Here is a 23,240-nt window from a genome sequence, read left to right on the forward strand (position 1 = left end):
ACCCGCCGCCGACACTCCACCTGCGGCCAAGTCAGTCCGATCACCTACGAAACGAACCAGACCCTGGCTACGCTGCAGACCGCCGCGTAGACACCGATCGCGTGTCCGTGATCAGGGGGTAAGGCCCGACTCCGACCGGCTGATGGACACCGTGATGGTCGCCCGTAATGCCGAACCGGGGCGCAGGGTGCTCACGACCGTCCTGCACTACCGGCGGCCGGTGCTCACCCGGGCGGTCTGGGTGATCGTCGGGGTCCTCCACCGGAGGACGGCGCGGCGGGTCGTGACGGGAGGCTCCGGCAGGGGACCGCGCCGTCGGCGGCTGCCTTGAGCCGTCTCGGTGTGCCTCCTGTGCGCAGCGCGGGTCTGTGGACCATGGTGCTGGGCGTCGCGCACGTCGCGTCCGTGCACGCCTTCCATCCCGAATCCGTCCGCAGTGTCATGGACGGGGGAGTGATCGCCTCGGTCGACGCGGATCCCGTGCTCACCGAACGGAGGGCCGTGGGGTTCTGGTACGTCACATCGGGACTCCTCGTGATCGGGTTGGGCGCGATCGTCCGGGGTCACGAGAAGGTGCACGGACGCCCGCCTCCCGCGACGGCCACGGTCCTCGTCGCGACCGGGCTGTGGGGCGCCCTCCTGATGCCGGTCTCGCCCTTCTGGCTGTTCCTGCCCATCGCGTGGCTGGCGCGCCGGTCCGCGAACTCCCGCGGGCGATGACGCAGGAGTCGCGAGGGTCGTAGGCGGCGCGGCGTCGACCGGTGGCTCACGACCGAGGTCCACCCCGGCACCCCCTGCGCGAGTCGGCTGGCACCCGCTGACCGGTTGGCAGCTACCCCGGTATCCGACTCCCACCTGCTGAGCAGGGCTGTCTCGTACCACTAGGTGAGGAGCCTGAGCTCGAGCGCGCGGAGGACGGCTCGGGTGCGATCCCGCACCCCCAGTTTGAGCAGGACGCTGGACATGTGGTTCTTCACCGTCCCCTCGGCCAGGTGCAGTCCGTGGGCGATCTCCCGGTTGGACCACCCGGCGGCTGCGAGCCGCAACACGTCCACCTCGCGCGCAGTGAGCGGCTCCGGCCGCTGGATGCCCTCGATGATCTCTGGCCGCTCGACCATCGCCCGCAGGAGTCGCTCGGTGAGCGCCGGCTGCAAGACCGTGCCACCCGAGGCGAGAGACCGCACGGTGTTCACGAGTTGCTCTAGGGTGACGTCCTTGAGCAGGTAGCCACGGGCGCCGCCGCGCAGGGCCTGCAGCACGAGTTCCTCGTCGTCGAACGTGGTCAGCACCAGCACGGGGACGTGGACGTCGCGCTCGCGCATCGCCGCCAGCGTGGCGATGCCGTCGCGGCCGGGCATGCGCAGGTCGAGGAGCAGGACGTCCACGTCGCACTCGTCGAGCAGACGCAGGGCCTCATCACCGTCGGCGCCCTCGCCGACCACCTCGACCTCCGGGGTGAGAGCGAGGAGGCCGCGGATGCCTTGTCGCACCAGCGTCTGGTCGTCGACGAGGAGGACGCGGACCGGCGCGTCGGTCATGTCGAGGGTCCTGCGGGAATCCTCGCCGGCAGACGTCCGGTTGCGGTGAAGCCGTGGCCGGGGCTGGAGACGACGTGCAGGCTGCCACCGAGTGCCTGGAACCGTTCCCGCATCCCGGTCAAGCCGTTCCCAGGAACGATGACCGCGGTACCCCAGCCGTCGTCCCGTGTCTCGACGCAGATGCCCGAGGCGTCGGCGACGACGGCGACGTGCAGGTGGTTCGCCCCCGAGTGCCGCAAGGTGTTCGTGATGGCCTCCTGCACGCAGCGCAGCACCGCCTGGGCCTGGTCTCCCTCGACCGGGCCCGCCTCGACGTGCAGGGACACCTCGAGTCCCGGCACGTCACGTGCCAGGGAGTGGAGCATGGGTTCGAGGACGTGCCCGGTCTTCCGCATCCGGCCGACGGTCGCACGGACGTCACCGAGCAGGTCCTTGGCGATCGTCCGGGCCCGGGTCACGTGCTCGCCCTCCTCCTCGCCGACCAGATGAGAGGCGACCTCGAGTTCCAGGACGAGTGCGGTGAGCTTGTGACCGACCACGTCGTGGAGGTCGCGCGAGATGCGCAGCCGTTCGGCGTCCCGGCTCGTCACCTCGAGCAGCGTGTAGGCGGCGCGCAGTTCGGCGTGGGCGACGGCGAGGTCCGTGCGGGCCTCTGCCTCCCGCCGCGCCGTCCGCACCAGCAGCGCGGCGAAGAACTGGAAGCTGCCGTCCGCCAACACGGAGAGCACCAGCAGGGAGAGGGGCCAGCCCTTCGTCGCCACACCGATGCCGAAGGCCAGCCCCACTGCAGAGGTCTGGAGGGCGATGACGGCCACGACGGCGCGCGATGGCCAGACGAATGCCGCGCCCGCCGCCGTCACGACCAGCACGATCGCGGTCCAACCGGGGTCTGGGAACAGCATGAACACGGCGATGCCGAGCACGACCGCCGCGACGACCAACGCGTCGTCGGCCACCCCGGGCGGCCGCGGTAGCCAATCGCCGATGACGAGGAAGACCAGGACGTAGAGGAGGTAGGCCGTCCACCACCACGCCGGGTGGGCGGGCGAGGAGCCCGACTCGTGGTCCAACTGCGCCATGAGCACCACCGCGCCCACGGCGACGAGCGAGACGAGCGCGGCTACGGCGATGGTCCGCACCGCGGCCCGGGACATCATGGCTGCCACCTCCCACCCGGAGCGTAGGGACGACGACGCCCTTGTGCGGGTGCCGGAAGTCATGGCCGGGACCGGTTACCGCCGGCACCTGTGTGGCGCGGGTGGCCTCCCTACCGTCATCCAGGCACGACACACCGCGGACCAGCAGACCGCCGTTGGCTCGTGACCACTGCGATCGCCTCCTCGGCTGCGGCTGACGGCGGGGCCTGGTCACCCACCCGCCGTCCATCAATCCATCCCACACGCCACGTGGAGCAACGATGAACAACCAGCACCGCACGCACCCACGGCCACGGGTCGTGGTGATCGGGTCGGGTTTCGGGGGGCTGTTCGCCACCAAGGCCCTGCGCCGCGCCGACGTCGAGGTCACGCTGATCGACGCGACCGGTCACCACCTGTTCCAACCCCTCCTCTACCAGGTGGCGACCGGGATCCTGTCCGAGGGGGAGATCGCCGCACCGACCCGGGAGATCCTGCGCCGGCAACAGAATGCTCGCGTCGTCCTGGGTGAGGTGACCGGCATCGACCTCACCGCCCGCACGGTCACCTCGAACGTCCTCGGTCGCACGACGGTGCACGGCTACGACGAGCTGATCGTGGCCGCCGGGGCCGGCCAGTCCTACTTCGGCAACGACCGGTTCGCCGAGTTCGCGCCCGGCCTGAAGAGCATCGACGACGCGCTCGAACTGCGTGGCCGGATCTTCGGGGCCTTCGAGTTGGCAGAGCTGGCCGAGACCCAGGGGGAGATCGACCGGCTGCTGACCTTCGTCGTCGTGGGCGCCGGTCCGACGGGTGTGGAGATGGCCGGTCAGGTCGCCGAGCTGGCGCGGCGGACCCTGCGCGAGGACTTCCGCCACATCGACCCGACCAGCGCCCGGGTCGTGCTGCTGGATGCCTCCCCGGGCGTGTTGCCGGCTTTCGGGGAGAAGCTCGGTGGCCTCGCTCGCCGTCGGCTGAGCGGCATGGGCGTAGAAGTCCACGTCGGCGCCACGGTCACCGATGTCGACACCGACGGCATCGAGATGAAGGACGGCGATGGCCACGGCCACCGGCTCGACGCCGCGACCACGATCTGGGCTGCCGGAGTGCAAGCCAGCCCCCTCGCCCGCATCCTGGCCGACCAATCCGGCGCGGAGATCGACCAAGCCCGACGGATCGTCGTGCAGCCGGACCTCACGCTGCCCGGCCATCCCGAAGTGCACGTCGTGGGTGACATGGCGGCGTTGGACGGACTACCCGGGGTGGCTCAGGTGGCAATCCAGGGCGGCAGGTACGCCGCGGACGCGATCGAGCGCCGGCGCGCCGGAAAGCGCCCGCGGGGGCCCTTCCGGTACCTCGACAAGGGCTCGATGGCCACGGTCTCCCGCTTCTCCGCCGTCGTGCAGATCGGTAGCGTCGAGTTCGGGGGCTTCCTCGCCTGGGTGATGTGGCTGGCCGTTCACCTCTTCTACATGGTCGGCTTCAGGAGCCGCATCACCACTGTGCTGCACTGGATGGTCAGTTTCCTCGGCCGCGGCCGCGCCCAGCGGGTGGCCACCCAGCAGCAGGTCTACGGCCGCCTGGCCATGGAGCGCCTGTTCGAGGAGTTCGAGGCGGCGGGAATCGGGCCTGGCAGTCCCAGGGTGTCATCGGGACCGGCGCCAGCCGTCACCGGTCGTGGGGCCGCGTCGTCCGGGGGTGGCTGAAGCCGGCCGTCGTCCTGGGCGCACCGCTGTGCGTTCGCGCAGGCCCGCGTGACCGACCCCACCGACGCCCGGTACTGGCGATGGGCTCGCTGCCTCCATGGCCCATAAGCTCCCGGCATGGCTTCCAACCGCAAGCCACTCGACGACCTGCGTGAGACCGTCGGTCGCCTGGGAGATCAACTGCCGCGGTCCGGTCTGCGGGGCGTGGACGACCTGGTGAGCGACCTCTTCGGCGGCCGCCCCGGGCCGGCTCGGCCGCTGGCGGCGATCCAGGCGGAGCTCGATGGGCTCATCGGGCTCGAGGCGGTGAAGGAGCAGGTGCGGGCGCTCGTCGCCTTCCTGCAGGTGCAGGCGCGCCGCAAGGTGCACGGCCTGCCCGAGGCGGCGACGTCCCAGCACCTCGTGTTCCTCGGCAACCCAGGTACGGGCAAGACCACGGTGGCGCGGCTCCTGGCCGAGATGTACCGGGCGGTCGGGTTGCTGCAGAAGGGCCACCTGGTGGAGGTCGATCGGGCTGCCCTGGTCGGGCAGTACGTCGGGGCGACCGCGATCAAGACCGACCGCGTGGTCCGCCGGGCACTCGACGGTGTCCTCTTCATCGACGAGGCCTACTCGCTGGCCCCGGAGGGTGACGGCCGGCTGGACTTCGGGCCCGAGGCGGTCGAGGTCCTGCTCAAGCGCATGGAGGACCACCGCCATCGCCTGGTGGTGATCGTGGCCGGCTACCCCCGGCTCATGGAGTCGTTCCTGCGCTCGAACCCCGGCCTCCGCTCGCGGTTCGCTCGAGAGATCGAGTTCCCCGACTACTCGACGGAGGAACTCGAAGCGATCTTCACCAACATCGTGGCCCAGCACGAGTACGTGCTGGAGCCCGGTGCTGAGGTGACGCTCCGCCGCACCCTCGCTGGCCTGAGTTCCGATGAGGAGTCCGGCAACGCGCGCTTCGCGCGCACGCTGTTCGAACAGGCGCTCAACCGCCAGGCGCTGCGGCTGACGCGGGACAAGGGCCGGAGTGTGGATGCGCTCGACCGTGCCGACGTGTCGACGCTCACCGCGAGCGACATCGCCGAGGCTGTCCGCACGCTGGGCGAGTAGTCGACGTGTGGAGCCGAACTCTCCGATGGTGACGCTGGCTCGGGTGACGTCCAGGACGGTGGTGACGTCCCGGCTGTGACCCGAGCCTCCGGCGAACCGTCGATCTCGTGCCGACAGCCGGTCGGACGCCGATCCACCGGCCGCAGCCGTCACGCCCGTCCGTCCGCTGCGCCCGCTGTGCCCGCCGCGTCCGGGCGGTCGCGACACCTCGGCGGTCCCGCCGGCGACGGCCCGGCATGCCGGTTGGCGTGCGCCGATGGGGGTTCAGCGCTGGTCGCGGCGCAGCGGGTGGTCGTCGGGGACCTCGACCACGGCGATCCGGACGCCGTCGGGGTCCTCGATCCACATCTCGACCAGTCCCCAGGGTTCTGCTCGAGGCGGACGCGTCACCGTGACACCGGCGTCCGCCAGCCGCTCGTGTTCCCGGGCGACGTCCCGTACCTGCAACCAGAGGCCGAGCCCCACAGGTGGCTGCTCGGCATGACCGGAGACCTCGAGCAGGCCGTTGCCCAGGAAGTAGACGACGCCGCGATGCTCCGGTGGGCCGAACTCCCGGTAGACGGCCAGGCCGAGGACATCGCCGTAGAACGCGTGTGACCGCGTCGGCTCGGTCGGTCGCAGCAGGATGCGGCTGCTCAGAACCTCCATCGCAGCATCTTCCGTCAGGCCATGTCCTCGAGCTGCTTGCCCGTCGTTTGCGGCACTCGCCGAGCAGTACCCACACCGCCGGGCCCCAGGACACTCCGAAGAACACGACGAAGAGGTTGGCCGCGACGAACGCCACCGGTCCTGGACCAGGCAGCCGATGCAGGAGTGCGGGGAGCCGGTGGACATGCCGATGGTGAGGACAGACGAAACCGGGATGTTGGCCGAGACCCTGGCGCGGGCGAGAAGCTCACGACCCAACGGCGCGGACCGAAGGCCACCGCCACCTCCGGCCAGTGCCGGGGCGGCTCAGGCTGAGGGGGCCGGCGGCTCCCGGCTCTCGACCTCGGCGATGAAGTCACGGAGGACGGGGTAGACCTCCGCCTCCCAACGGGAGCCACTGAACACGCCGTAGTGGCCGACCCCAGGCTGCAGGTGCTGGTGCTTGCGGTGGTCCGGGAGCCCGGTGCAGAGGCCGTGCGCGGCCAGGGTCTGGCCGGGCGAGCAGATGTCGTCCCGGGCACCTTCGATGGTGAGCAGGTCGGTGCTGGTGATGGCTCCCGGATCGACCGGGATGTCCCGCCAGGTGAGCCGCCCGGTGGCCAGCCGGTTCTCCTGGAAGATGCGGCCGACCGTCTCGAGGTAGAACTCCGCAGGGACGTCCATCACCGCGCCGTACTCGTCGTAGAAGGCGCGGGTCGTGGCCGCCCGTTCGTCTTCGCCGGTCACCAGGTCGAGGTAGAGCCGGAGGTGGGCCCCCAGGTGCCGCTTGGGGTTCATCGACATGAAGGCCGTCAGTTGGACGACGCCCGGGTACACGCGGCGGCCGGCGCCGGCGTACCGCGCCGGCACGGTGTCGATGAGTCTGCGTTCGAAGGAGGACAGCGGTCTGGTCGCGGCCACCGTGTTGATCCGGTTGGGGTTCACCCGGGTGTCGACCGGTCCGGCCATCAGCGTCAGGCTGCTCGGCTGGGCCACGTCGCCCTCGGCGGCGAGCAGTGCGACAGCCGCCAGGACGGGGACGGCGGGCTGACACACCGCGACGACGTGGGTGTCCGGACCGAGGTGACGGAGCGCCTGCATGACGTGCTCGATGTACTCGTCGAGCCCGAACCTGCCGTCCGCGACGGGGATGTCCCGGGCGTTGTGCCAGTCCAGGACGTGCACGTCGTGGTCGCCCAGCAGGGTCTGGATGGTGGGCCGGATCAGCGTCGTGAAGTGCCCCGACATCGGCCCGACGACGAGCACGCGTGGCTGCCCGGTCACCGACGGCTTCTGGAAGTGGATGAGCGTGGCGAACGGCGTCCGGAGCGTCGGGTGCTCCGTCACGACGGCCATCTGGGCGCCTACCGGGACAGCGTCGATCCCGAATGGCGGACGGTCGTGGGTGGGACGGGCATGGGCGAGGATGTCGCAGGCTGCCCGGGCGTGACGGACGCCCCACCCGGCGAGCGGGGCCGGCACCGCGTTCAGCGCCCGTGCGGTCCTCTCTGACGCGGTCACCAGCGGAGAGGCGATGCGGCGTTGGAGGTCGTAGGCGGTGTAGAGCATGCGGTCCTGTCCTCGCGACGGAGCGGGCGCGGAGTGACGCACCTCACGTACCAGCCACTGTATCCGTGGCCCCGCGGCAGGTCGCGTCGAGGCACACCAGCTCGGTGCGAGTTCGTCCGTGCCTCCTCTCAGCGGGCGTCCGGGAACCGTTCGCTCAGCCGGCCCGTGCTGTCGCCGACAGCCTCACCCGAAGCCGTCCCGAGTGCGGGACGGGCGCAGGCGCGGGCCGACCCGCAGGGGAGTCGACTCGCCCGTCTTGCGTTGACGGCGTTGCCAGGCCGGGGCCATGCTCGCCGGTGCCCGGAGCTGCGCACGTGGAGCCATGGGGGTTCCAGCTCCGAGGAGTCGCGGGTGCGCCGCGACCGAGGGGGACGCGATGACAGCGACACAGGAGAGCGGCACCAGGACGGGCGACAAGCTCCTGGGCAAGGTGGCCTTCGTGACCGGCGGGACCCGCGGGATCGGCGCGGCCATCTGCCGCAGTCTGGCCGCCCAGGGCGCCGACGTCGCCGCCGGCTACAGCGGCAACCAGGAGGCGGCGGAGCGGTTCGCCCAGGGCTTCGGCGAGACCTTCCCCGACCGGGGCGTGACCATGCACCGCGGTGACATCGGCTCCGCCGACGACTGCCGCCGGTGCGTCGCCGAGGTGGTCGAGCAGCACGGCCGGCTGGACATCCTGGTCAACAACGCGGGCATCACCGTCGACCGGACGGTGGCGAAGATGGGCGACGACGACTGGCGCCGGGTGATCGACGTCAACCTGTCCGGGGCCTTCTACCTGTCCCAGGCCGCGCTGGCGCACATGCTCGAGCGGGGGAGTGGGCGGATCGTGATGATCTCCTCGGTGATCGGCGAGACGGGTGGGATCGGGCAGGTCAACTACGCGTCGGCCAAGTCGGGGCTGTTCGGGCTCACGAAGACGCTCGCCCGGGAGGCGGCGATGCAGCTGCAGCGCGCCGGTCACACCGACGGCATCGGCATCACCGTCAACGCCGTGACGCCGGGGTACACCGCGACCGAGATGCTCGACGCCGTTCCGGAGAAGGTGGTCGCCGGTCTCCGGGCGAAGATCCCGCTGGGTCGGCTCGGACAGCCTGAGGAGGTCGCCCGCGTCGTGCACTTCCTGGCCGCCGACGCCTCCTCCTACATCACCGGCCAGGTGTGGGGGGTCAACGGCGGGCTCGACATGTGAGCCCGCATCAGCGGTGAGACCTCGGCCCTGCGCCGATGACCTGACCGATCCGTCGACGGGGGAGGGGTGCGCGGTGTTCCACCGCATCGCAGTGGTCAACCGGGGCGAACCCGCTCTGCGGCTCATCCGAGCCGTGCGCGAGCTCAACGCCGAGCACGGCACCGCGATCCGCGTGATCGCGCTGCACACCGAGGCCGAGCGCCGGGCCTCCTTCGTCCGCGCTGCCGACGAGGCCGTCGTCCTCCGCGAGACCGGTGGGGGGACCCCGTACCTGGACCACGGAGAACTCGGCCGGGCGCTGCGGGCCGGCCGCGCCGACGCCGCGTGGGTCGGCTGGGGCTTCGTCGCGGAGGACCCCGCGTTCGCCGAGCTGTGCGCCGACCTCGGCGTGACCTTCATCGGCCCGCCACCGGAGGCCATGCGGCTGCTGGGCGCCAAGATCGAGGCCAAGGTGCTCGCCGAGCAGACCGGCGTCCCCGTCGCACCGTGGAGCGGCGGCCCGGTCGAGACCGTCGAGGACGGTCACCGGCACGCCGCCGCCATCGGCTACCCGCTCATCGTCAAGGCCAGGAGCGGCGGCGGCGGCCGGGGGATCCGGGTCGTCCGCACCGAGGACGAGTTGGAGGAGGCCCTCACCCGCACGCAGGCCGAGGCGGCGCGGACCTTCGGGGACCCGATCGTGTTCATGGAACGACTGGTCGAGGGCGGCCGGCACGTCGAGGTGCAGGTGATCGCCGACCAGCACGGGGCGGTGTGGGCACCCGGGGTACGGGACTGCTCGGTGCAGCGGCGCAACCAGAAGGTGCTCGAGGAGTCCAGCTCGCCGGTCCTGAGCCGCGAGCAGGACACCGCCTTGCGCGAGTCGTCGATCGCGCTGGTCCGGGCTGCGGGCTACGTCGGTGCCGGCACGGTCGAGTTCCTGTACCAGCCCACCGAGCAGCTGTTCACCTTCCTCGAGGTCAACACCCGGCTGCAGGTCGAGCACCCGGTGACCGAGGTGACGACCGGGCTGGACATCGTGAAGCTCCAGCTGCACGTCGCCGCCGGCGGCCGGCTCGTCGGGGACCCGCCGGCGGAGTCCGGGCACGCCGTCGAGGCGCGGCTCAACGCCGAGGACGCCGAGCAGGGGTTCGCCCCGGCACCCGGCCGGGTCGAGCTGATGCGGCTCCCCACCGGCCCGGGGGTCCGCGTGGACACCGGCATCGGCGTCGGGGACGTCATCCCGCCGCTCTACGACTCGATGGTCGCCAAGGTCATCGCCTGGGGGCGGGACCGCCCTGAGGCGCTCGCGCGCCTGCGGTGCGCGCTGCGCGAGACGACCGTCGTCCTGCGGGGCGGCACCACCACGAAGTCCTTCCTGCTCGACCTGCTGGACCGGCCGGAGGTCGTGGCGGGCACCGCCGACACCGGCTGGCTGGACCGCACGGGCACCGGGCAGGCGGAGACGACACCCAACGGCTTCGTCGCCCTCCTCCAGGTGGCCGTCGACGTCTCCGACACCGAGGAGGCCCGGGAACGGACGGCCTTCCTCGCGTCCGCCCGGGGCGGACGACCGCGCGCGCCGCACGAGGTGGGGCGCACGGTGGAGCTCGGCCACCGGGGGCAGCTCTACCGCCTGACCGCCGCCAAGGTCAGCCGCGACCGCTACCGCGTGCAGCTCGACGGCCGGTCCGTCGACGTGGACGTCGACCGGCTGAGCCCGCTGGAGAGCCGTCTCACCGTCGACGGCCGGCGCTTCTCCGTCGTCGCGGTGACGGCCGCCGGCTCGCACCTGGTCGAGGTCGACGGCGTGTCCCACCGGGTCACCCGCGACGCCGGCGGCCTGGTGCGCGCGCCCGCCCCGTCGGTCGTCGTCGCCCTCCGGGTCCAGACCGGGCAGGAGGTGGAGGCCGGCCAGACGCTCGCCGTGCTGGAGAGCATGAAGATGGAGACCGCCGTGCGGGCGCCGTTCGCCGGCCGGGTCCGCGGGGTGCTGGTCGGGCCGAACGTCCAGGTCGATGCCGGCGTCGCGCTGCTCGACCTGGAACGGACCGGTGGGGACGTCGAGGAGGCCTCGGGCGAGCGGATCGTGCTCCCCGGCCCCGCAGACGCGCAGCCCGACCCGCGCGAGACGGCGGCGCCGCTGCTGGCCGAGCTGGAGGCGCTGATCACCGGTTGGGACGTCAGCGCCGACCACGCCCGGGCGTTGGTCGCCGAGTACTGCACGGGCCGCAGCGAGCTGCCGGTGGACGACCCGGAACTGCTGCGCGGCGAGCTCGCCGTGCTCACCACGTTCGCCGACCTCTGCGAGCTGGCCCGCAACCGTCCGGCGAGCGAGGAGGAGGAAGCCGACCAGCAGGTGCACAGCCCGCGGGAGTACTTCCACGCCTACCTGCACTCCCTGGACGTCGAGCGGGAGGCGCTGCCGGAGAGCTTCCGCGCCCGGCTCTCCCGGGCGCTGCTGCACTACGACGTCCGCGACCTCGAACCGGGCCCGGCGCTGGAGGAGGCGGTGCACCGCATCTTCCTCGCCCAGCAGCGCATCGCCGACCAGCTCCCCGCGGTCCAGGCGCTGCTGGAGCGCTGGCTCGACGCCGGCAGCCCTCCTCCCGGGCCGTCCCGGGCCGAGGTGGGGGAGGTGCTCGACCGGCTCGTCACCGCGACCCAGTTGCGCTATCCGACCGTCGGTGACCTGGCCCGCGCCGTGCGCTTCCGCTGGTTCGAGGAGCCGGTGCTGCAGCAGGCCCGACAGCAGGTGCTCGACGAGGCCGACCGGCTGCTGACCGAGCTCGACGAGGCCGGCGCGCGCGGCGACACCGGCGCCGGCATGGCCCGGATCGAGACGCTGGTGGCGAGCCCCGAGCCCCTGATCCGGCTGCTGGGCCAGCGTGCCGGACGGCCGACGACGGAGCCCGACCCCGTGCTGGAGGTGCTGACCCGCCGCTACTACCGCAGCCGCGACCTGCAGCACGTGCGGACCTCCCTGCTCGGCGGTCACTCGTGCGTCTCGGCGGACTACGAGCTGAACGGGTCCCGGCTGCACCTGGTGGCCCTGATGGCCGAGCGGGAGGCCCTCCCTGCCGCGCTGTCCGCGCTCGCGGGGGCGGCCGAGGACGTCGCCGACCCGCCGCACCTGCTGGTGGACCTCTACCTGTCCTGGCCGGACCGCCCGGCGGACGCCGACACGATGGCGGCGGAACTGCGCGACCTGCTGGACGCCGTGGCGCCGCTGCGGACGGCCCGCCGGGTGACGGTGACGGTCTCCACCCCCGACGGTGACGTGGAGACCCTGACCTTCCGACCGGCGCCGGACGGCCCAGGAGCGGACGGCGTGGACGCGATCGGGCTCGTGGAGGACCGGATCATCCGTGGACTCCACCCGCTGACCGCGCAGCGACTCAACCTGTGGCGCCTGAAGAACTTCGACGGTGTGCGCCTGCCGTCGGCCGAGGACACGTACCTGTTCCACATCGGCGCGAAGGAGAACCCGAACGACGAACGGTTCATCGCGATGGCGGAGGTCCGCGACCTGACCCCGGTCCGGGACGACGCGGGGGAGGTCGTCGCGTACCCGACGGTCGAGCGGCAGCTCACGGCCTGTCTCGACGGGCTGCGCCGGGCGCAGTCCCAGCGCAGGTCACGCCGTCCCCTGGACCACAACCGGGTCTTCCTCTACGCCTGGCCCTCCATCGAGGTCCCGCTGTCGGAGCTCGCGAGCCTGGCGCGGGCATCGGCGCCGCTGACCGCCGGGGCCGGGCTGGAGGAGATCATCCTGCTGGCCCGGCTGGAGGAGGAGGGCTCCACGGCCCCCCGGGAGGTGGCGCTGCGCTTCGCCTACGCACCCGGCACCGGCGTGACCATGCGGGTGACCGACCGGCCGACCGAGCCGATGCGCCCCTTGGACGACTACACCCAGAAGGTGCTGCGCTCGCGCGCCCGCGGCACCGTGTACCCCTACGAGCTCGCGCCGCTGCTCGCCGGGCCGGGCGGCACGTTCGTCGAGCACGACCTGGACGACGCCGGCCGGCTGGTGCCGGTCGAGCGCCCACCCGGCCGCAACCGCGCCGGCATCGTGGTCGGCGTGGTGACCACGCCGACTCCCCGGCACCCCGAGGGCATGACCCGGGTGGTGCTCTTCGGCGACCCCACGAAGGCACTGGGCACCGTCGCCGTGCCCGAGTGCGCCCTCGTGGTCGCCGCGATCGACCTCGCCGAGGAACGGGGCATCCCGGTCGAGTGGTTCGCGCTGTCGTCCGGGGCCAAGATCTCGATGGACAGCGGCACCGAGAACATGGACGGGGTGGCGCGGGCGCTGCGCCGGCTGATCACGTTCACCCAGGCCGGCGGCGAGGTCAACGTCGTCGTCGCCGGCATCAACGTGGGTGCGCAGCCGTACTGGAACGCCGAGGCCACGATGCTGCTGCACACCAAGGGCATCCTGGTCATGACCCCGGACAGCGCGATGGTGCTCACCGGCAAGCACTCCCTGGACTACTCCGGGGGCGTGTCGGCCGAGGACAACTTCGGGATCGGCGGCTACGACCGGGTGATGGGGCCCAACGGGCAGGCGCAGTACTGGGCGCCGAACCTGACCGCGGCCGTCGAGCTGCTGTTCCAGCACTACGAGTACGCCTACGTCGCCCCCGGCGAGCGCTGGGCCCGCCCCTCCGACACCGGGGACCCGGTGGACCGGGACGTGCGCTCGTTCCCGCACCATCACCCGGCCAGCGAGTTCAGCACCGTCGGTGACATCTTCTCGGCCGAGGCCAACCCGGACCGGAAGAAGGCCTTCGACATCCGGACGGTCATGCGGGCCGTCACCGACCAGGACCACCCCGTCCTCGAGCGCTGGGCCGGCATGGCGGACGCCGACACCACCGTCGTCCAGGACGCGCACCTGGGCGGCCACCCCGTCACGGTCCTGGGGATCGAGTCGCGGCCCATCCCGCGGCGTGGCAGCTTCCCGGCGGACGGTCCCGACCAGTGGACCGCCGGCACGCTGTTCCCGAAGTCGTCGAAGAAGGCCGCGCGGGCGATCAACGCGTGCAGCGGCAACCGTCCGCTGGTGGTGCTGGCGAACCTGTCCGGCTTCGACGGCTCGCCGGAGTCGTTGCGCAACGTGCAGTTGGAGAACGGGGCCGAGATCGGCCGGGCGATCGTCAACTTCGACGGCCCGATCGTCTTCTGCGTCGTCTCCCGCTACCACGGCGGTGCCTTCGTGGTGTTCTCCGGCGCCCTCAACGACAACATGGAGGTGCTGGCCGTCGAGGGCTCCTACGCCTCGGTGCTGGGCGGGGCGCCGGCGGCCGCGGTGGTGTTCACCGGCGAGGTCGACAAACGCACCGCCGCCGACCCCCGCGTGCGCGACCTGGAGGCCTCGGTGGCCGCGGCCGACGGGGTGGAGCAGGCCCGGCTGCGGGTGGAGCTCGCCACCCTGCGCAGCACGGTCCGCTCGGAGAAGCTGGGCGAGGTCGCCGCCGAGTTCGAGGCGGTGCACGACATCCAGCGGGCCCGCGAGATGGGCTCGGTGCACGCCATCATCCCCGCCGCCGAGCTGCGCCCCCGCCTCATCGACGCCGTGGAGCGAGGGATGCAGCGCGCCACGCAGGACTCGTCGCACGCACTCCAGGAGGAGTCGACATGAACGCCTTCGCGCTCAACAAGCACGGTCGTCTGGTACTGCCCTCGAACATCTTCCCGCAGCTGGACTTCTCCACCATGGAGACCCTGGAGCAGCTCGACAGCGTCATCCGGCGGGACTTCGAGACCAAGGCACCCAGCGGCACCGACATCCTGGACAAGGTCCGGGTCGGCGGCTACGAGAGCCGGTACGCCCTGATGCGCGACCTCGCGCTCAACCTGTTCTGGGCCAACCGCTTCGCGATGACCATGTACGACAAGCGGCCGACGCGCTGGGCCGACGTGCCGCGGACCCGCACCGACGTGTTCCTGCCCGTGCTGGAGCCGTGGGAGGACGGCGACACCAAGATCGCCGCCGTCCAGGCGGCCTACCCGACGCTGCCGGCCCAGTGGGACGAGTCCGTCGAGGACCGGATCTTCGGGATCCTGTTCGACGTCTTCGGCAACCGCAGGAACCACGCGACCACGCTCCCGGCCGTCAAGCCCACGGTCGCCCAGTTCCTGGAGACGCCGGCCAACCTCACCTTCCGGCTGCCGGACTACGACCCGGACTACCCGGTCCACGACTACACCGACATCCTCGACTGCGACGAGGAGGTGCCCGAGCTCGAGGCGCTGCTGCGGTGGGCGATGGTGCTGCACAACCAGTACCCGTGGGACCGGGCGCAGGTGGAGCTGGTCGAGGCCGGTCAGCTGGCCGACGACGACTACGTGGTGACCTTCCACCCCCGGGACGCCGAGGTGCGGGCCTTCCTGCGGCGCCTGGACGCCGGCGTCCGGAGCCGTCCCGCGGCGCCCGCGCGGGAGAGCCGGCCACCGGTGCGCCCCTTCCCGGAGATCGACGTGCGCCGGCAGTTCACCGTCCTGCCCCGCCTGGAGTCGCTGGCCGCCGTGCACGGCGATCAGGTCTGCAGCAACGAGGACCTGATCCGCAACTCCGCCTACAACTGGTCGCCGATGGGCGCCGACGAGATCGGCGCCAAGACCGGCATCCGGCAGCGCGAGTACAGCTCGCTGAGCCTGGAGGAGCTCGGCCTGCAGGCCGCGCAGGCGGCGCTGGCGAAGGCGGGTCGGGAGCCGGAGGAGATCGGCGGCGTCCTGGTGTGCACCTGCACCAGCTCCCGGCTGATCCCCTCGCTGGCCACCTACATCTGCGGGCAGCTCGGCATCCACCAGACCCATGCCGCCTACGACATCGTCGCGGCCTGCGCCGGGATGCCGTACGGGCTGGCCGAGGCGACCCGGTTGCTGCAGGAGGTGGACCGGCCGGTCCTCGTGGTCTGCGTCGAGAAGTTCTCGGACAAGATCGGCAACGTCCGCACGTCCCGGATGATCTTCGGGGACGGCGCCGCGGCGATGGTCGTCGGTCCGGCGCCGGACGGCGCGGCTCCGGACTTCCACTACCTGCAGACCTACGCCAGCGGCCCGGCCAGCGAGGTCAACTCGATCATCTGGCCCAACCCGGTGTTCGACAACAACATCACCGTCTTCGGCCCGCACGTGAAGGCGCTGGCGGGCCGCTACCTCGCGCAGATGATCGAGGAGATCACGGCCCTGCCCGACCCCGACGGCCGGGCGGGCTCCCTGTTGGAGAGCATCGACCTCATCGTCCCGCACCAGGCCAACAAGACCATGGTGCTGCAGCTGGCCGAGCAGGCCGGGCTCACGCCCGACCAGCTGTACTTCAACATCGAGGAGGTCGGCAACACCTCGTCCGCGAGCATCCCGCTGGCCATCCACGACGCGGTGCGGGACGGCGTCATCACCGCACCGGTGCGCATCTTCGCGCCGGGCTTCGGGGCCGGAGCCGTGGCCGGCTACACCGTCCTGACGCTGGACCCTGCGGTCGTCGCCGTACAGGAGGGGGCCGCCCCGGACCTCGATCACGCCGAGCCGGCCCTCCCGGAGTCGGACGGGGCCTCGCCGGCCTCGGAGGACATGCGGGTGGCCTTCGGGTGACGGCGCGCGCCGGCCGTCCACGCCTGTGAGCAGGCCGGCGTGAGCAGGCCGCCATGAGCACCCGCGAGGTGCGTGGCGCGGACGGGACCGCCCTCCGCGCCTGGTGCAACGACGGCACGGGCATCCCGGTGCTGCTGTGCAATGGCCTGGGCGCTCCGCCCGCGGCCTGGCCGCGGATCGTCGCCCCGGACAGCGGTTACCGGGTGGTCAGCTGGTCCCAGCGCGGCCTCGGCGGTTCGGAGCGCCCGGCCGACCGGAGCCGGGTGCGGGTCGAGGACCACGCCGACGACGCACGAGCCGTGCTCGACGCCTACGGGATGCGCTCGGCGATGGTGGTGGGCTGGTCCCTCGGGGTCAACGTGGCGTTCGAGCTGGCCCTGGAGGACCCGGCCCGGGTGAGCGCCGTGCTCGCCGTCGCCGGCGTCCCGGGGGGCAGCTACTCCGCCCTGTTCGGCACCTATGGCGTGCCCCGACGGCTGCGGTCGCCGATGGGCCGGCTGGGCAGCCGGCTGTTGCCGGTCATGGGGCCGCTGCTGCCGCTGGTGTCTGCCAGCCTGCCGCCCTGGCAGGAGCTGCTGTCCCTGGCGGCGCTGCGCGGACCCGCGCAGGAGGCGGCCCACCCGGGCCTGTTGCGCGCGGTGCTGCACGAGTTCGCCGGGAACGACTGGTCCTGGTTCCGGTACCTCGCGGACGCCACCGCCCAGCACGCGCCACTCGACGTCACCCGGGTGGCCTGCCCGGTCACCTTCGTGGCGGGCCGCTACGACTCCCTGGTCGACGTCGCCGACGTGCACAGGGCAGCTCGGTCGGTGCCGGGGGCCCGGCTCCGCGAGATGGCCGGCACGCACTTCCTGCCGTTGCAGTACCCGGAGGCGATGGCCGAGGAGCTGCGGCGGCTCTCCGGCCGTACGCCCCGCCGCGGCTGATCCTCGAGGCCGGCGCGGTGCGGGGACGTACCGGGGGCAGCACTGCGCCATCCCGCGGACGTCTTGTGAGCCGCTGCTGCCGGAGGTGGTCGCGGTCGGCTACCGGGCGGCGGGCACAGTTCGACGGTGATGCCGGACTTGTGACCAGGACCGCTGCTGGCAAGGCGCTCGCTCAGGCAGGCGTCCGAGTTGGGTGTCGGCAGCATGATGTGCTTCCAGCTGTTCATCACCGGCGACCAGCTCGGGGCGTTCAACCTGTACTCCCGCACACCTCGGGCCTTCGACGACGAGAGCCAGGAGATCGGTCAGATGCTGGCCGCGCACGCCGCCGTCGCGCTGGCCGGCGCCGAGAACGAGACCGTGGGGGCAACTCGGTCGCAGGGAACGCAGGCCCGCCTGGCGGCCGGGGTACGACCGTCCGGTCCCGCTAGACCTGCGGGTGGGGGTCTTCTCCACGTTCCCGGGCGCGAGCAGCACCGGGCATCCCGGACAGCACTTGGTGCAGGTCGTCGAGCACCTCGAGCATCGCGTGCAGATCAGCCGGCATCCCGCGAAGTTCCGCGCGTGTGGGGAGGTCGTCGTCCACTGCCGAGACCATCCGCGGCACCCGGTCGGCCAACGCCGCCAGGTGCGCCGTCCGCTCCTCGGTGAACAGCACCGGCAGCCGCTCGAGCAGCGACGCCAGCGCTTCCGGCCCGGCCGCGGCCAGTGCCTGGTCGAGGTGGAGGAAGACCCGGGCGGCAGCCGCCACACGATCGTCGGAAGGCAGTCCTTGCATCGAGTCCAGGCGGTCCTCGGCCAGCAGCCGGTCCAGTCCTGCGCCCACCCGGCTCAGTCGCTCGTCGTGCAGGACCTCGTCGGCACGGTCGAGCACGCGCCGCGCGCGATCGCCCGCGAGTACGACGTCAAGGCGGTCCAGCAGCCGCTCGACCCGCCCGTCGGCGGCCAGGTCCAGCAGCCGCTCGGCCCGGCCGTCGGAGGCGATTTCCAGCAGGCGGTCCAGACCCGGGTTCGACAGCACCCGTTCCAGGGCATCGCCCAGCCGGTCCAGCCGGCGGGAGGACGCGAGCCGGTCGATCGCCTCCAGCGCTCTGGGCAGGAGATGGGAACGCGACGCCAGCTCGTCCAGCGCCTGTGCCGTCGCCTCCACCCGGGCGGGTGTCAGCGCGGCGTCGAGCCGGTCGACGAGTCCCCCGACGGCGGCGGTCCGCTCCGGGGTCAGGACGGCAGCGAGCCGCTCGAGCAGCTCCGAGGCGGTGTCGATCACGGGTGGCACCGCCCGGGCCACGTACGGCGCGCGGTCGAGCAGCGCGGACACCTTCGTCAGGACGTCGTCCACTCGGGGCACCAGCGCTTCCACCCGAGGCGCGGCAGCGGCTGCTGACCGGAGGGCATCGACGACTGAACGCGGGACGTCGAGAAGGTCAACAGGACTGGGGAGCGGCAGACGCACATGCGGGCTCTACCCAGCGCAGCCTCGGTCACCACTTGGCGGATCGCGTTAGATTCGCCGGGTGGACCGGGCGAAGCTTCCGAGACTCAGCGCGCACCGGGAGGGGACCGGACCGACCCTGGTGCTCCTTCCGGGCCTCGCCAGTCACATCGGCGAGTTCGGCACCGTGCTGCCGGAGTTGGCCCGGCGGTACGAGGTGCTGGCGCTCGACCTCCCCGGCCAAGGCGGATCCCCCGCACTGCCCGCTTCCCTGAGGCCAGACATCGGGGCACTGACCGACGCCGTGGAGCGGGAGCTCGATCGGCAGGGGGTTGCCGTGGCACACGTACTGGGGGTCTCCCTGGGTGGCCGCATCGCCCTGGAGCTGGCCCGACGCCACCGCACGGCGTCCGTGGTCGCCATCGCGCCGACCGGGCCAGTGACCCCGCCTGAGCGGGCTTACCAGGCGACCATGTTCGTGGGTGCACGACTGGCCACCGCAGCCCTGGCCCCGGTGGCCGGCCCGCTGATGCGCCTCGTCGTCCCGCGCACGGCGCTGCTGGGCTTCCTGCGGTTCAGGGGGTGGCGCACGCCGGCGGACGAGGCGGCCGCGCTGGTCCGCGAGTTCGCAACCGCTGCGGACTTCTGGCGGCTGCTGCGGTACGCCGTCCTGCCTGAGGCGACGCTGGACTACCGGATGGTCGACTGCCCGGTGGTCATCGCCCAGGGCACCCAGGACGTGATCGCCGCCAGCCAGTCGGCGTGGCTGGCGGCCCTCGTACCGGGCGCCCGGTTCCGTCTGCTGCCCTTCGCCGGCCACAGCAGCATCGCCGACGTTCCGCAGCGGGTCATCGCCCTGGTGGCCGAGGCCGTGGACGCTGCCGCTTCGCGGTGAGCGGGAGGGCCGCCGGCCGGCCGCGCGGGTCAGCGGAGCAGGGGCTTGAGCACGAAACCGGCCACCGCGAGCGCCTCCGTGGCCAGCGGGATGCGGTTCAGCAGCGGCTGTCGTCGCAGGGTCGTGTACAGGCTCCGTGACCAGGCGCTGGCGTCGAATCCGTCGCGGCCGGTGTTGTGGTGGTCCAGCGGAGCGAAGAGGTTGTCGGGCGCGTCGGCGGGCTTGGGCTCTCCCGTGTCGTGTGCCTCGAATGCGAACCGGACCAGGAGGGCGTCGACCAGGCGGGGCGCGAACTTCTCCCCGAGGATGAGCGCCTTGGCCGATCCGCCGACCACCATGTCCCGGACAGGGTGCTGGGCTGCGTACAGGACCGCGTCCACGACGACGTCGGGCTGGTAGATCGGCGGGGGCGCGACGGGCTTGACGCCGATCTTGGTTCGGGCTTGGTCGAACAGGGGGGTGTTGATCGTCGCCGGCATGACGTTGGTGACGCTGATCGGCAGGTCCGCCCGCTGCACCTCCATCGCAGCGTTTCGACGAATCCGTCGATGCCGTGCTTGGAGGCGCTGTAGGCGGTCTGCAGCGGCACGCCCCGCTTGGCCCCCATCGACGAGATGTGGATGAGGGCTCCGCCCTTCCGCTTCAGGTGCGGGAGAGCGGCCATGGCACCGTGAACCTGGCCCATGAGGTTCACGTCGATGACGCGCTGGAACTCCTCCGGTGTCGTCTCGTCGAACGGGGCGACCAGCAGGACCCCGGCGGCGTGCACCCATGTGTCAAGTCCGCCGTACTCGGTCACCGCGCGCTGGGCCACGCGTTGCATCTGCGCGGGGTCGGTCACATCGGCCAGCTCGGCCACGGCCTCTCCGCCGTCGGCCCGGACCTGTTCGACGAGCGACCGCAAGCCGGCCTCTCCCCGGGCGGCAACGACGACCTTCGCCCCCCTTCGCGGCGAACCGGACGGCGGTGGCGCGACCGATCCCACTCGATGCGCCCATCACGACGACGACCTGGTCCCGTATCGGCTTCAACACTGGCTGCGGCATGACCCACCGGTACCCGGTGGCCCGTAGAGCGACGCCCGGACGCCCGGAGCTGTGGCGAACCCGCCCGTGGCCCGGGCGGTGTAGTGCCCGCCCCCCTGGACCCACGAGAGCGTGGCGCGGAAACGGAACCAGCTGGCGGTGGGTCCAGAGCGGTCGACCAGCTCGGTCGTCCGCATCTCGCCCTCGGACGGGGGGTACCCGCGAGCGACATCCGGCCTCTCGTCGTCCTCACGGTGAGCGCGGGCGCCCCTGAGGCCGGTGGCCCGGCCGACCAGAGCGCCCTGGTCATCCACGTGCGACCGTCATCACGCCCGCCGTCGGGCTGCACGACCGCCTGGATCGTGCTCGGCCTGTCCGGGTCGTCGGCACCGCGTCCTCGGCGGTCCCCGCCACCGGCTCAGCGGTCCGCGTCTCCGGGGCGGACCAGCCCGTTCTCGTAGCCGTAGACCACTGCCTGCGCACGGTCGCGCAGGTGCAGCTTCTGCAGCACCCGGCTCACGTGGCTCTTGGTCGTCTGTTCGGCGATGAACAGCTCCGCGGCGATCTCGGCGTTGGAATGCCCGCCCGCCATCAGCGTCAGGACCTCCCGCTCCCGCTCGGTCAGCCCGTTCATCGCCGGGTCGGGCGGTCGGGCGGTGGTGCGGGCGTCGACGAACTGCTCGATCAGCCGGCGGGTCACCCCCGGCGCCAGGAGGGCCTCACCGCCGGCGACCACGCGGATCGCGCGCAGCACCTCCTCGGGTTCGCTGTCCTTGAGCAGGAAGCCGCTGGCGCCGGCCTGCAGCGCGGCGTAGACGTAGTCGTCCAGGTCGAAGGTGGTCAGCACCACGACCCGCGGCCGGTGGCTGTTCGGCTGGTCTGCGGCGAGCATGCGTCGCGTCGCCTCGAGCCCGTCGAGGACGGGCATCCGCACGTCCATCAGCACGACGTCCGGCCGCAGGCTCCGGGCCACCGCGAGCGCCCGTTCCCCGTTCTCCGCCTCGCCGACGAGGGTCATGTCCTCCTGGGCGTCGACGACGGAGCGGATGCCCAGCCGGATCATCGACTGGTCGTCGACGACGAGCACGCGGATCACGGAGCAGCACCTGGTCCGGCCGCCACGCCGTGGTCGGGCAGGTCGGTCGCGACGGGGACCTCCGCCGCCAGCGGCAGGTGGGCATCCACCTGCCATCCGCCACCGGGTACGGGGCCCGCGCTCGACCAGCCCCCCAGCAGCGCTGCGCGTTCGCGGATGCCGATCAGCCCGTGGCGAGCCCGGGTGGGGTCGCGGAGGTCCATGCCCGGACCGGGCGGAGCGACCGGGGAGGCGGTCCGTGGGTTGGTGACCGTCAGCTCGATCGCGTGTCCCTCCGGTGCGAGCCGGACGTCGACCGTCGCCGACGCACCCGGAGCATGCCGGACGACGTTGCTCAGCGCCTCCTGGACCACCCGGTACGCCGCCGCCTGCACGATCTCCGGGACCTCCCGGGTCGCCAGCGCCGGGTCCACCGTCAGCCGGGCCGCCGTTCCGCCGCGCGCCGTTCCGGCGACCAGCTCGGGCAGGTCGGCCAGTGTCGGGGTCGGCGTGACCGGGGCGTTCGCCCCGTCGTCCCGCAGCACGCCGAGCAGCTGGCGCATCTCCGCCATGGCGGCCTTGGCCGAGCCCGCGATCTGCTGCAGCTCGGCGGCCGCCTCCGGGCCCAGGTCGGGAAGCCGGAAGCGTGCGGTGCTGGCCTGCATGTGCACGACCGACATCGTGTGCGCCACCACGTCGTGCAGCTCCCGGGCGATCCGGGTGCGCTCCTCCACCAGTGCCCGCCGGGCCTGCTCGACCGCCACGTCCCGCTGGGCCACCAAGAGCTCACCGGCCAGCCGGGACCGCTGCTGCCGCACCGACCCGCCCACCAGCACCAGCAGGGCGCTGGCCGCGTAGACCGCGACGGTGATGTCGCCGGCGGTCTCGCTGCCCCACTCCCGCACCTGGACGGCCATCAGGCCGGCGAGGCCTCCGAGCGAGGCGCCCCAGACCAGGGCGGCCGGCCGCCAGCCGCGGCAGACCGCGAGCAGTCCGACGTGCGCCACGAGCAGCAGGACACCCGGGACCGTGAGCGGCCAGGGATGCCCGTCCACGGGGTCGACCGCCAGGGCGGTGGCCGCCGCCGCCACGAACTGGACGGCGGTGGCGAGCAGTGGACGGCGCAACGCCAGCGGGAGCGCGAGGCCCTGCAGCAGGCCGAGCGGTATCCCCACGGCGAGCGCCAGGCCGTAGGTACCCGTCGTGGTCGGTATCTGCAGGAGGACCAGCAGGACCCCGGCGATCGCCGTGCCCGCCGTCCAGGACCTCGCCGGGGCACGGCCGTCCGGCCGGGTCACCGCCATCCGTCGTCCACCTGCCGCTCCTCCGCCGTCCGGACGGGCACCGGCCCGCCGGCGATCCCCCTCCGCGGGCTCTCCTGCGTGCACGCTAGAGCGTCGCGGAGGGACCGTCGTCCCTCTCCCGAGCGGGGGACCCCCCTACCGC

At 72.4% G+C, this 23,240-nt stretch carries 16 protein-coding genes and 1 pseudogene; 9 read left to right on the top strand and 8 right to left on the bottom strand.

Translation table 11 applies throughout. The features are described 5' to 3' along the window. Window positions 1-351: 351 nt before the first annotated feature. The gene (locus G5C62_RS12275) at window positions 352-720 is read left to right on the top strand and encodes a DUF6463 family protein (protein ID WP_277424778.1); all 369 of its coding nucleotides are present in this window, start codon (window positions 352-354) and stop codon (window positions 718-720) included. Between the two features lie 161 nt (window positions 721-881). On the opposite strand, the gene G5C62_RS12280 is transcribed toward G5C62_RS12275, so the two are convergent. Continuing rightward, window positions 882-1,538: a response regulator transcription factor gene (locus G5C62_RS12280; RefSeq protein WP_036339134.1), complete on the bottom strand. Its 657-nt coding sequence runs from the start codon at window positions 1,536-1,538 to the stop codon at window positions 882-884. Continuing rightward, window positions 1,535-2,695 (bottom strand): sensor histidine kinase, encoded by a 1,161-nt coding sequence (locus tag G5C62_RS12285; RefSeq protein WP_241175864.1) that lies wholly within the window; start codon window positions 2,693-2,695, stop codon window positions 1,535-1,537. Before G5C62_RS12285 ends, G5C62_RS12280 begins: the two co-directional genes overlap by 4 nt. A gap of 260 nt (window positions 2,696-2,955) precedes the next feature. Here G5C62_RS12285 and G5C62_RS12290 point away from each other — a divergent pair, with 260 nt between their 5' ends. Then, window positions 2,956-4,380: an NAD(P)/FAD-dependent oxidoreductase gene (locus G5C62_RS12290; RefSeq protein WP_164701220.1), complete on the top strand. Its 1,425-nt coding sequence runs from the start codon at window positions 2,956-2,958 to the stop codon at window positions 4,378-4,380. A gap of 117 nt (window positions 4,381-4,497) precedes the next feature. Next, entirely contained in the window at window positions 4,498-5,475 is a 978-nt protein-coding gene (locus tag G5C62_RS12295; protein WP_036339104.1) for an AAA family ATPase, read from the top strand. Between the two features lie 264 nt (window positions 5,476-5,739). Here the strand turns inward: G5C62_RS12295 and G5C62_RS12300 are convergent, their stop codons facing one another. Further along, window positions 5,740-6,123 carry a VOC family protein gene (locus G5C62_RS12300; RefSeq protein WP_164701222.1) on the bottom strand — a complete coding sequence of 128 codons (384 nt, stop codon included), beginning with the start codon at window positions 6,121-6,123 and terminating at the stop codon, window positions 5,740-5,742. Between the two features lie 306 nt (window positions 6,124-6,429). Further along, a complete protein-coding gene (gene phaZ, locus G5C62_RS12305) occupies window positions 6,430-7,671 on the bottom strand; it encodes a polyhydroxyalkanoate depolymerase (RefSeq protein ID WP_164701224.1) in 1,242 nt (413 codons plus the stop codon). A gap of 376 nt (window positions 7,672-8,047) precedes the next feature. On the opposite strand from phaZ, the gene fabG reads away from it, so the two are divergent. The 5 genes and pseudogenes from fabG to G5C62_RS28705 all read left to right on the top strand — a co-directional run. Continuing rightward, window positions 8,048-8,863, top strand: a complete 816-nt coding sequence (gene fabG / locus G5C62_RS12310) for a 3-oxoacyl-ACP reductase FabG (RefSeq protein ID WP_164701226.1) — start codon at window positions 8,048-8,050, stop codon at window positions 8,861-8,863. Window positions 8,864-8,936: 73 nt separating this feature from the next. Further along, window positions 8,937-14,486, top strand: coding sequence for a carboxyl transferase domain-containing protein (locus G5C62_RS12315; RefSeq protein WP_164701227.1), 5,550 nt, complete (start codon window positions 8,937-8,939; stop codon window positions 14,484-14,486). Beyond that, entirely contained in the window at window positions 14,483-16,441 is a 1,959-nt protein-coding gene (locus tag G5C62_RS12320) for a 3-oxoacyl-ACP synthase III family protein (protein ID WP_164701229.1), read from the top strand. The genes G5C62_RS12315 and G5C62_RS12320 overlap by 4 nt, the downstream gene beginning before the upstream one ends. A 53-nt stretch (window positions 16,442-16,494) precedes the next feature. Then, entirely contained in the window at window positions 16,495-17,367 is an 873-nt protein-coding gene (locus tag G5C62_RS12325) for an alpha/beta fold hydrolase (protein WP_164701230.1), read from the top strand. A 156-nt stretch (window positions 17,368-17,523) separates the two neighbouring features. Next, window positions 17,524-17,694: pseudogene (locus tag G5C62_RS28705) on the top strand (GAF domain-containing protein); the annotation flags it as partial. Between the two features lie 100 nt (window positions 17,695-17,794). Here G5C62_RS28705 and G5C62_RS28095 read toward each other — a convergent pair. Then, window positions 17,795-18,715 carry a hypothetical protein gene (locus G5C62_RS28095; protein WP_241175865.1) on the bottom strand — a complete coding sequence of 307 codons (921 nt, stop codon included), beginning with the start codon at window positions 18,713-18,715 and terminating at the stop codon, window positions 17,795-17,797. Window positions 18,716-18,941: 226 nt separating this feature from the next. Between G5C62_RS28095 and G5C62_RS12335 the strand changes: the two genes are divergently transcribed. Beyond that, window positions 18,942-19,694 carry an alpha/beta fold hydrolase gene (locus G5C62_RS12335; RefSeq protein ID WP_164701231.1) on the top strand — a complete coding sequence of 251 codons (753 nt, stop codon included), beginning with the start codon at window positions 18,942-18,944 and terminating at the stop codon, window positions 19,692-19,694. 29 nt (window positions 19,695-19,723) lie between these two features. Here G5C62_RS12335 and G5C62_RS28100 read toward each other — a convergent pair whose 3' ends face one another. The 3 genes from G5C62_RS28100 to G5C62_RS12350 all read right to left on the bottom strand — a co-directional run bounded on the left by G5C62_RS28100 (window position 19,724) and on the right by G5C62_RS12350 (window position 23,098). After that, the gene (locus tag G5C62_RS28100; RefSeq protein WP_241175862.1) at window positions 19,724-20,218 is read right to left on the bottom strand and encodes a hypothetical protein; all 495 of its coding nucleotides are present in this window, start codon (window positions 20,216-20,218) and stop codon (window positions 19,724-19,726) included. A gap of 919 nt (window positions 20,219-21,137) precedes the next feature. Next, window positions 21,138-21,815, bottom strand: a complete 678-nt coding sequence (locus G5C62_RS12345; protein WP_241175863.1) for a response regulator transcription factor — start codon at window positions 21,813-21,815, stop codon at window positions 21,138-21,140. Continuing rightward, complete coding sequence (locus G5C62_RS12350) at window positions 21,812-23,098, bottom strand: sensor histidine kinase (protein ID WP_164701233.1); 1,287 nt, start codon at window positions 23,096-23,098, stop codon at window positions 21,812-21,814. The genes G5C62_RS12345 and G5C62_RS12350 overlap by 4 nt, the downstream gene beginning before the upstream one ends. Window positions 23,099-23,240 lie beyond the last annotated feature (142 nt).

It is taken from the genome of Modestobacter sp. KNN46-3 (genome assembly GCF_011039295.1).

Coding starts and splice junctions, on each gene's coding strand:
- G5C62_RS12280 (WP_036339134.1), bottom strand. CDS start 1,538: ATGACCGACGCGCCGGTCCGCGTCCTCCTCGTCGACGACCAGACGCTG.
- G5C62_RS12285 (WP_241175864.1), bottom strand. CDS start 2,695: ATGATGTCCCGGGCCGCGGTGCGGACCATCGCCGTAGCCGCGCTCGTC.
- G5C62_RS12290 (WP_164701220.1), top strand. CDS start 2,956: ATGAACAACCAGCACCGCACGCACCCACGGCCACGGGTCGTGGTGATC.
- G5C62_RS12295 (WP_036339104.1), top strand. CDS start 4,498: ATGGCTTCCAACCGCAAGCCACTCGACGACCTGCGTGAGACCGTCGGT.
- G5C62_RS12300 (WP_164701222.1), bottom strand. CDS start 6,123: ATGGAGGTTCTGAGCAGCCGCATCCTGCTGCGACCGACCGAGCCGACG.
- phaZ (WP_164701224.1), bottom strand. CDS start 7,671: ATGCTCTACACCGCCTACGACCTCCAACGCCGCATCGCCTCTCCGCTG.
- fabG (WP_164701226.1), top strand. CDS start 8,048: ATGACAGCGACACAGGAGAGCGGCACCAGGACGGGCGACAAGCTCCTG.
- G5C62_RS12320 (WP_164701229.1), top strand. CDS start 14,483: ATGAACGCCTTCGCGCTCAACAAGCACGGTCGTCTGGTACTGCCCTCG.
- G5C62_RS12325 (WP_164701230.1), top strand. CDS start 16,495: ATGAGCACCCGCGAGGTGCGTGGCGCGGACGGGACCGCCCTCCGCGCC.
- G5C62_RS28100 (WP_241175862.1), bottom strand. CDS start 20,218: ATGGAGGTGCAGCGGGCGGACCTGCCGATCAGCGTCACCAACGTCATG.
- G5C62_RS12350 (WP_164701233.1), bottom strand. CDS start 23,098: ATGGCGGTGACCCGGCCGGACGGCCGTGCCCCGGCGAGGTCCTGGACG.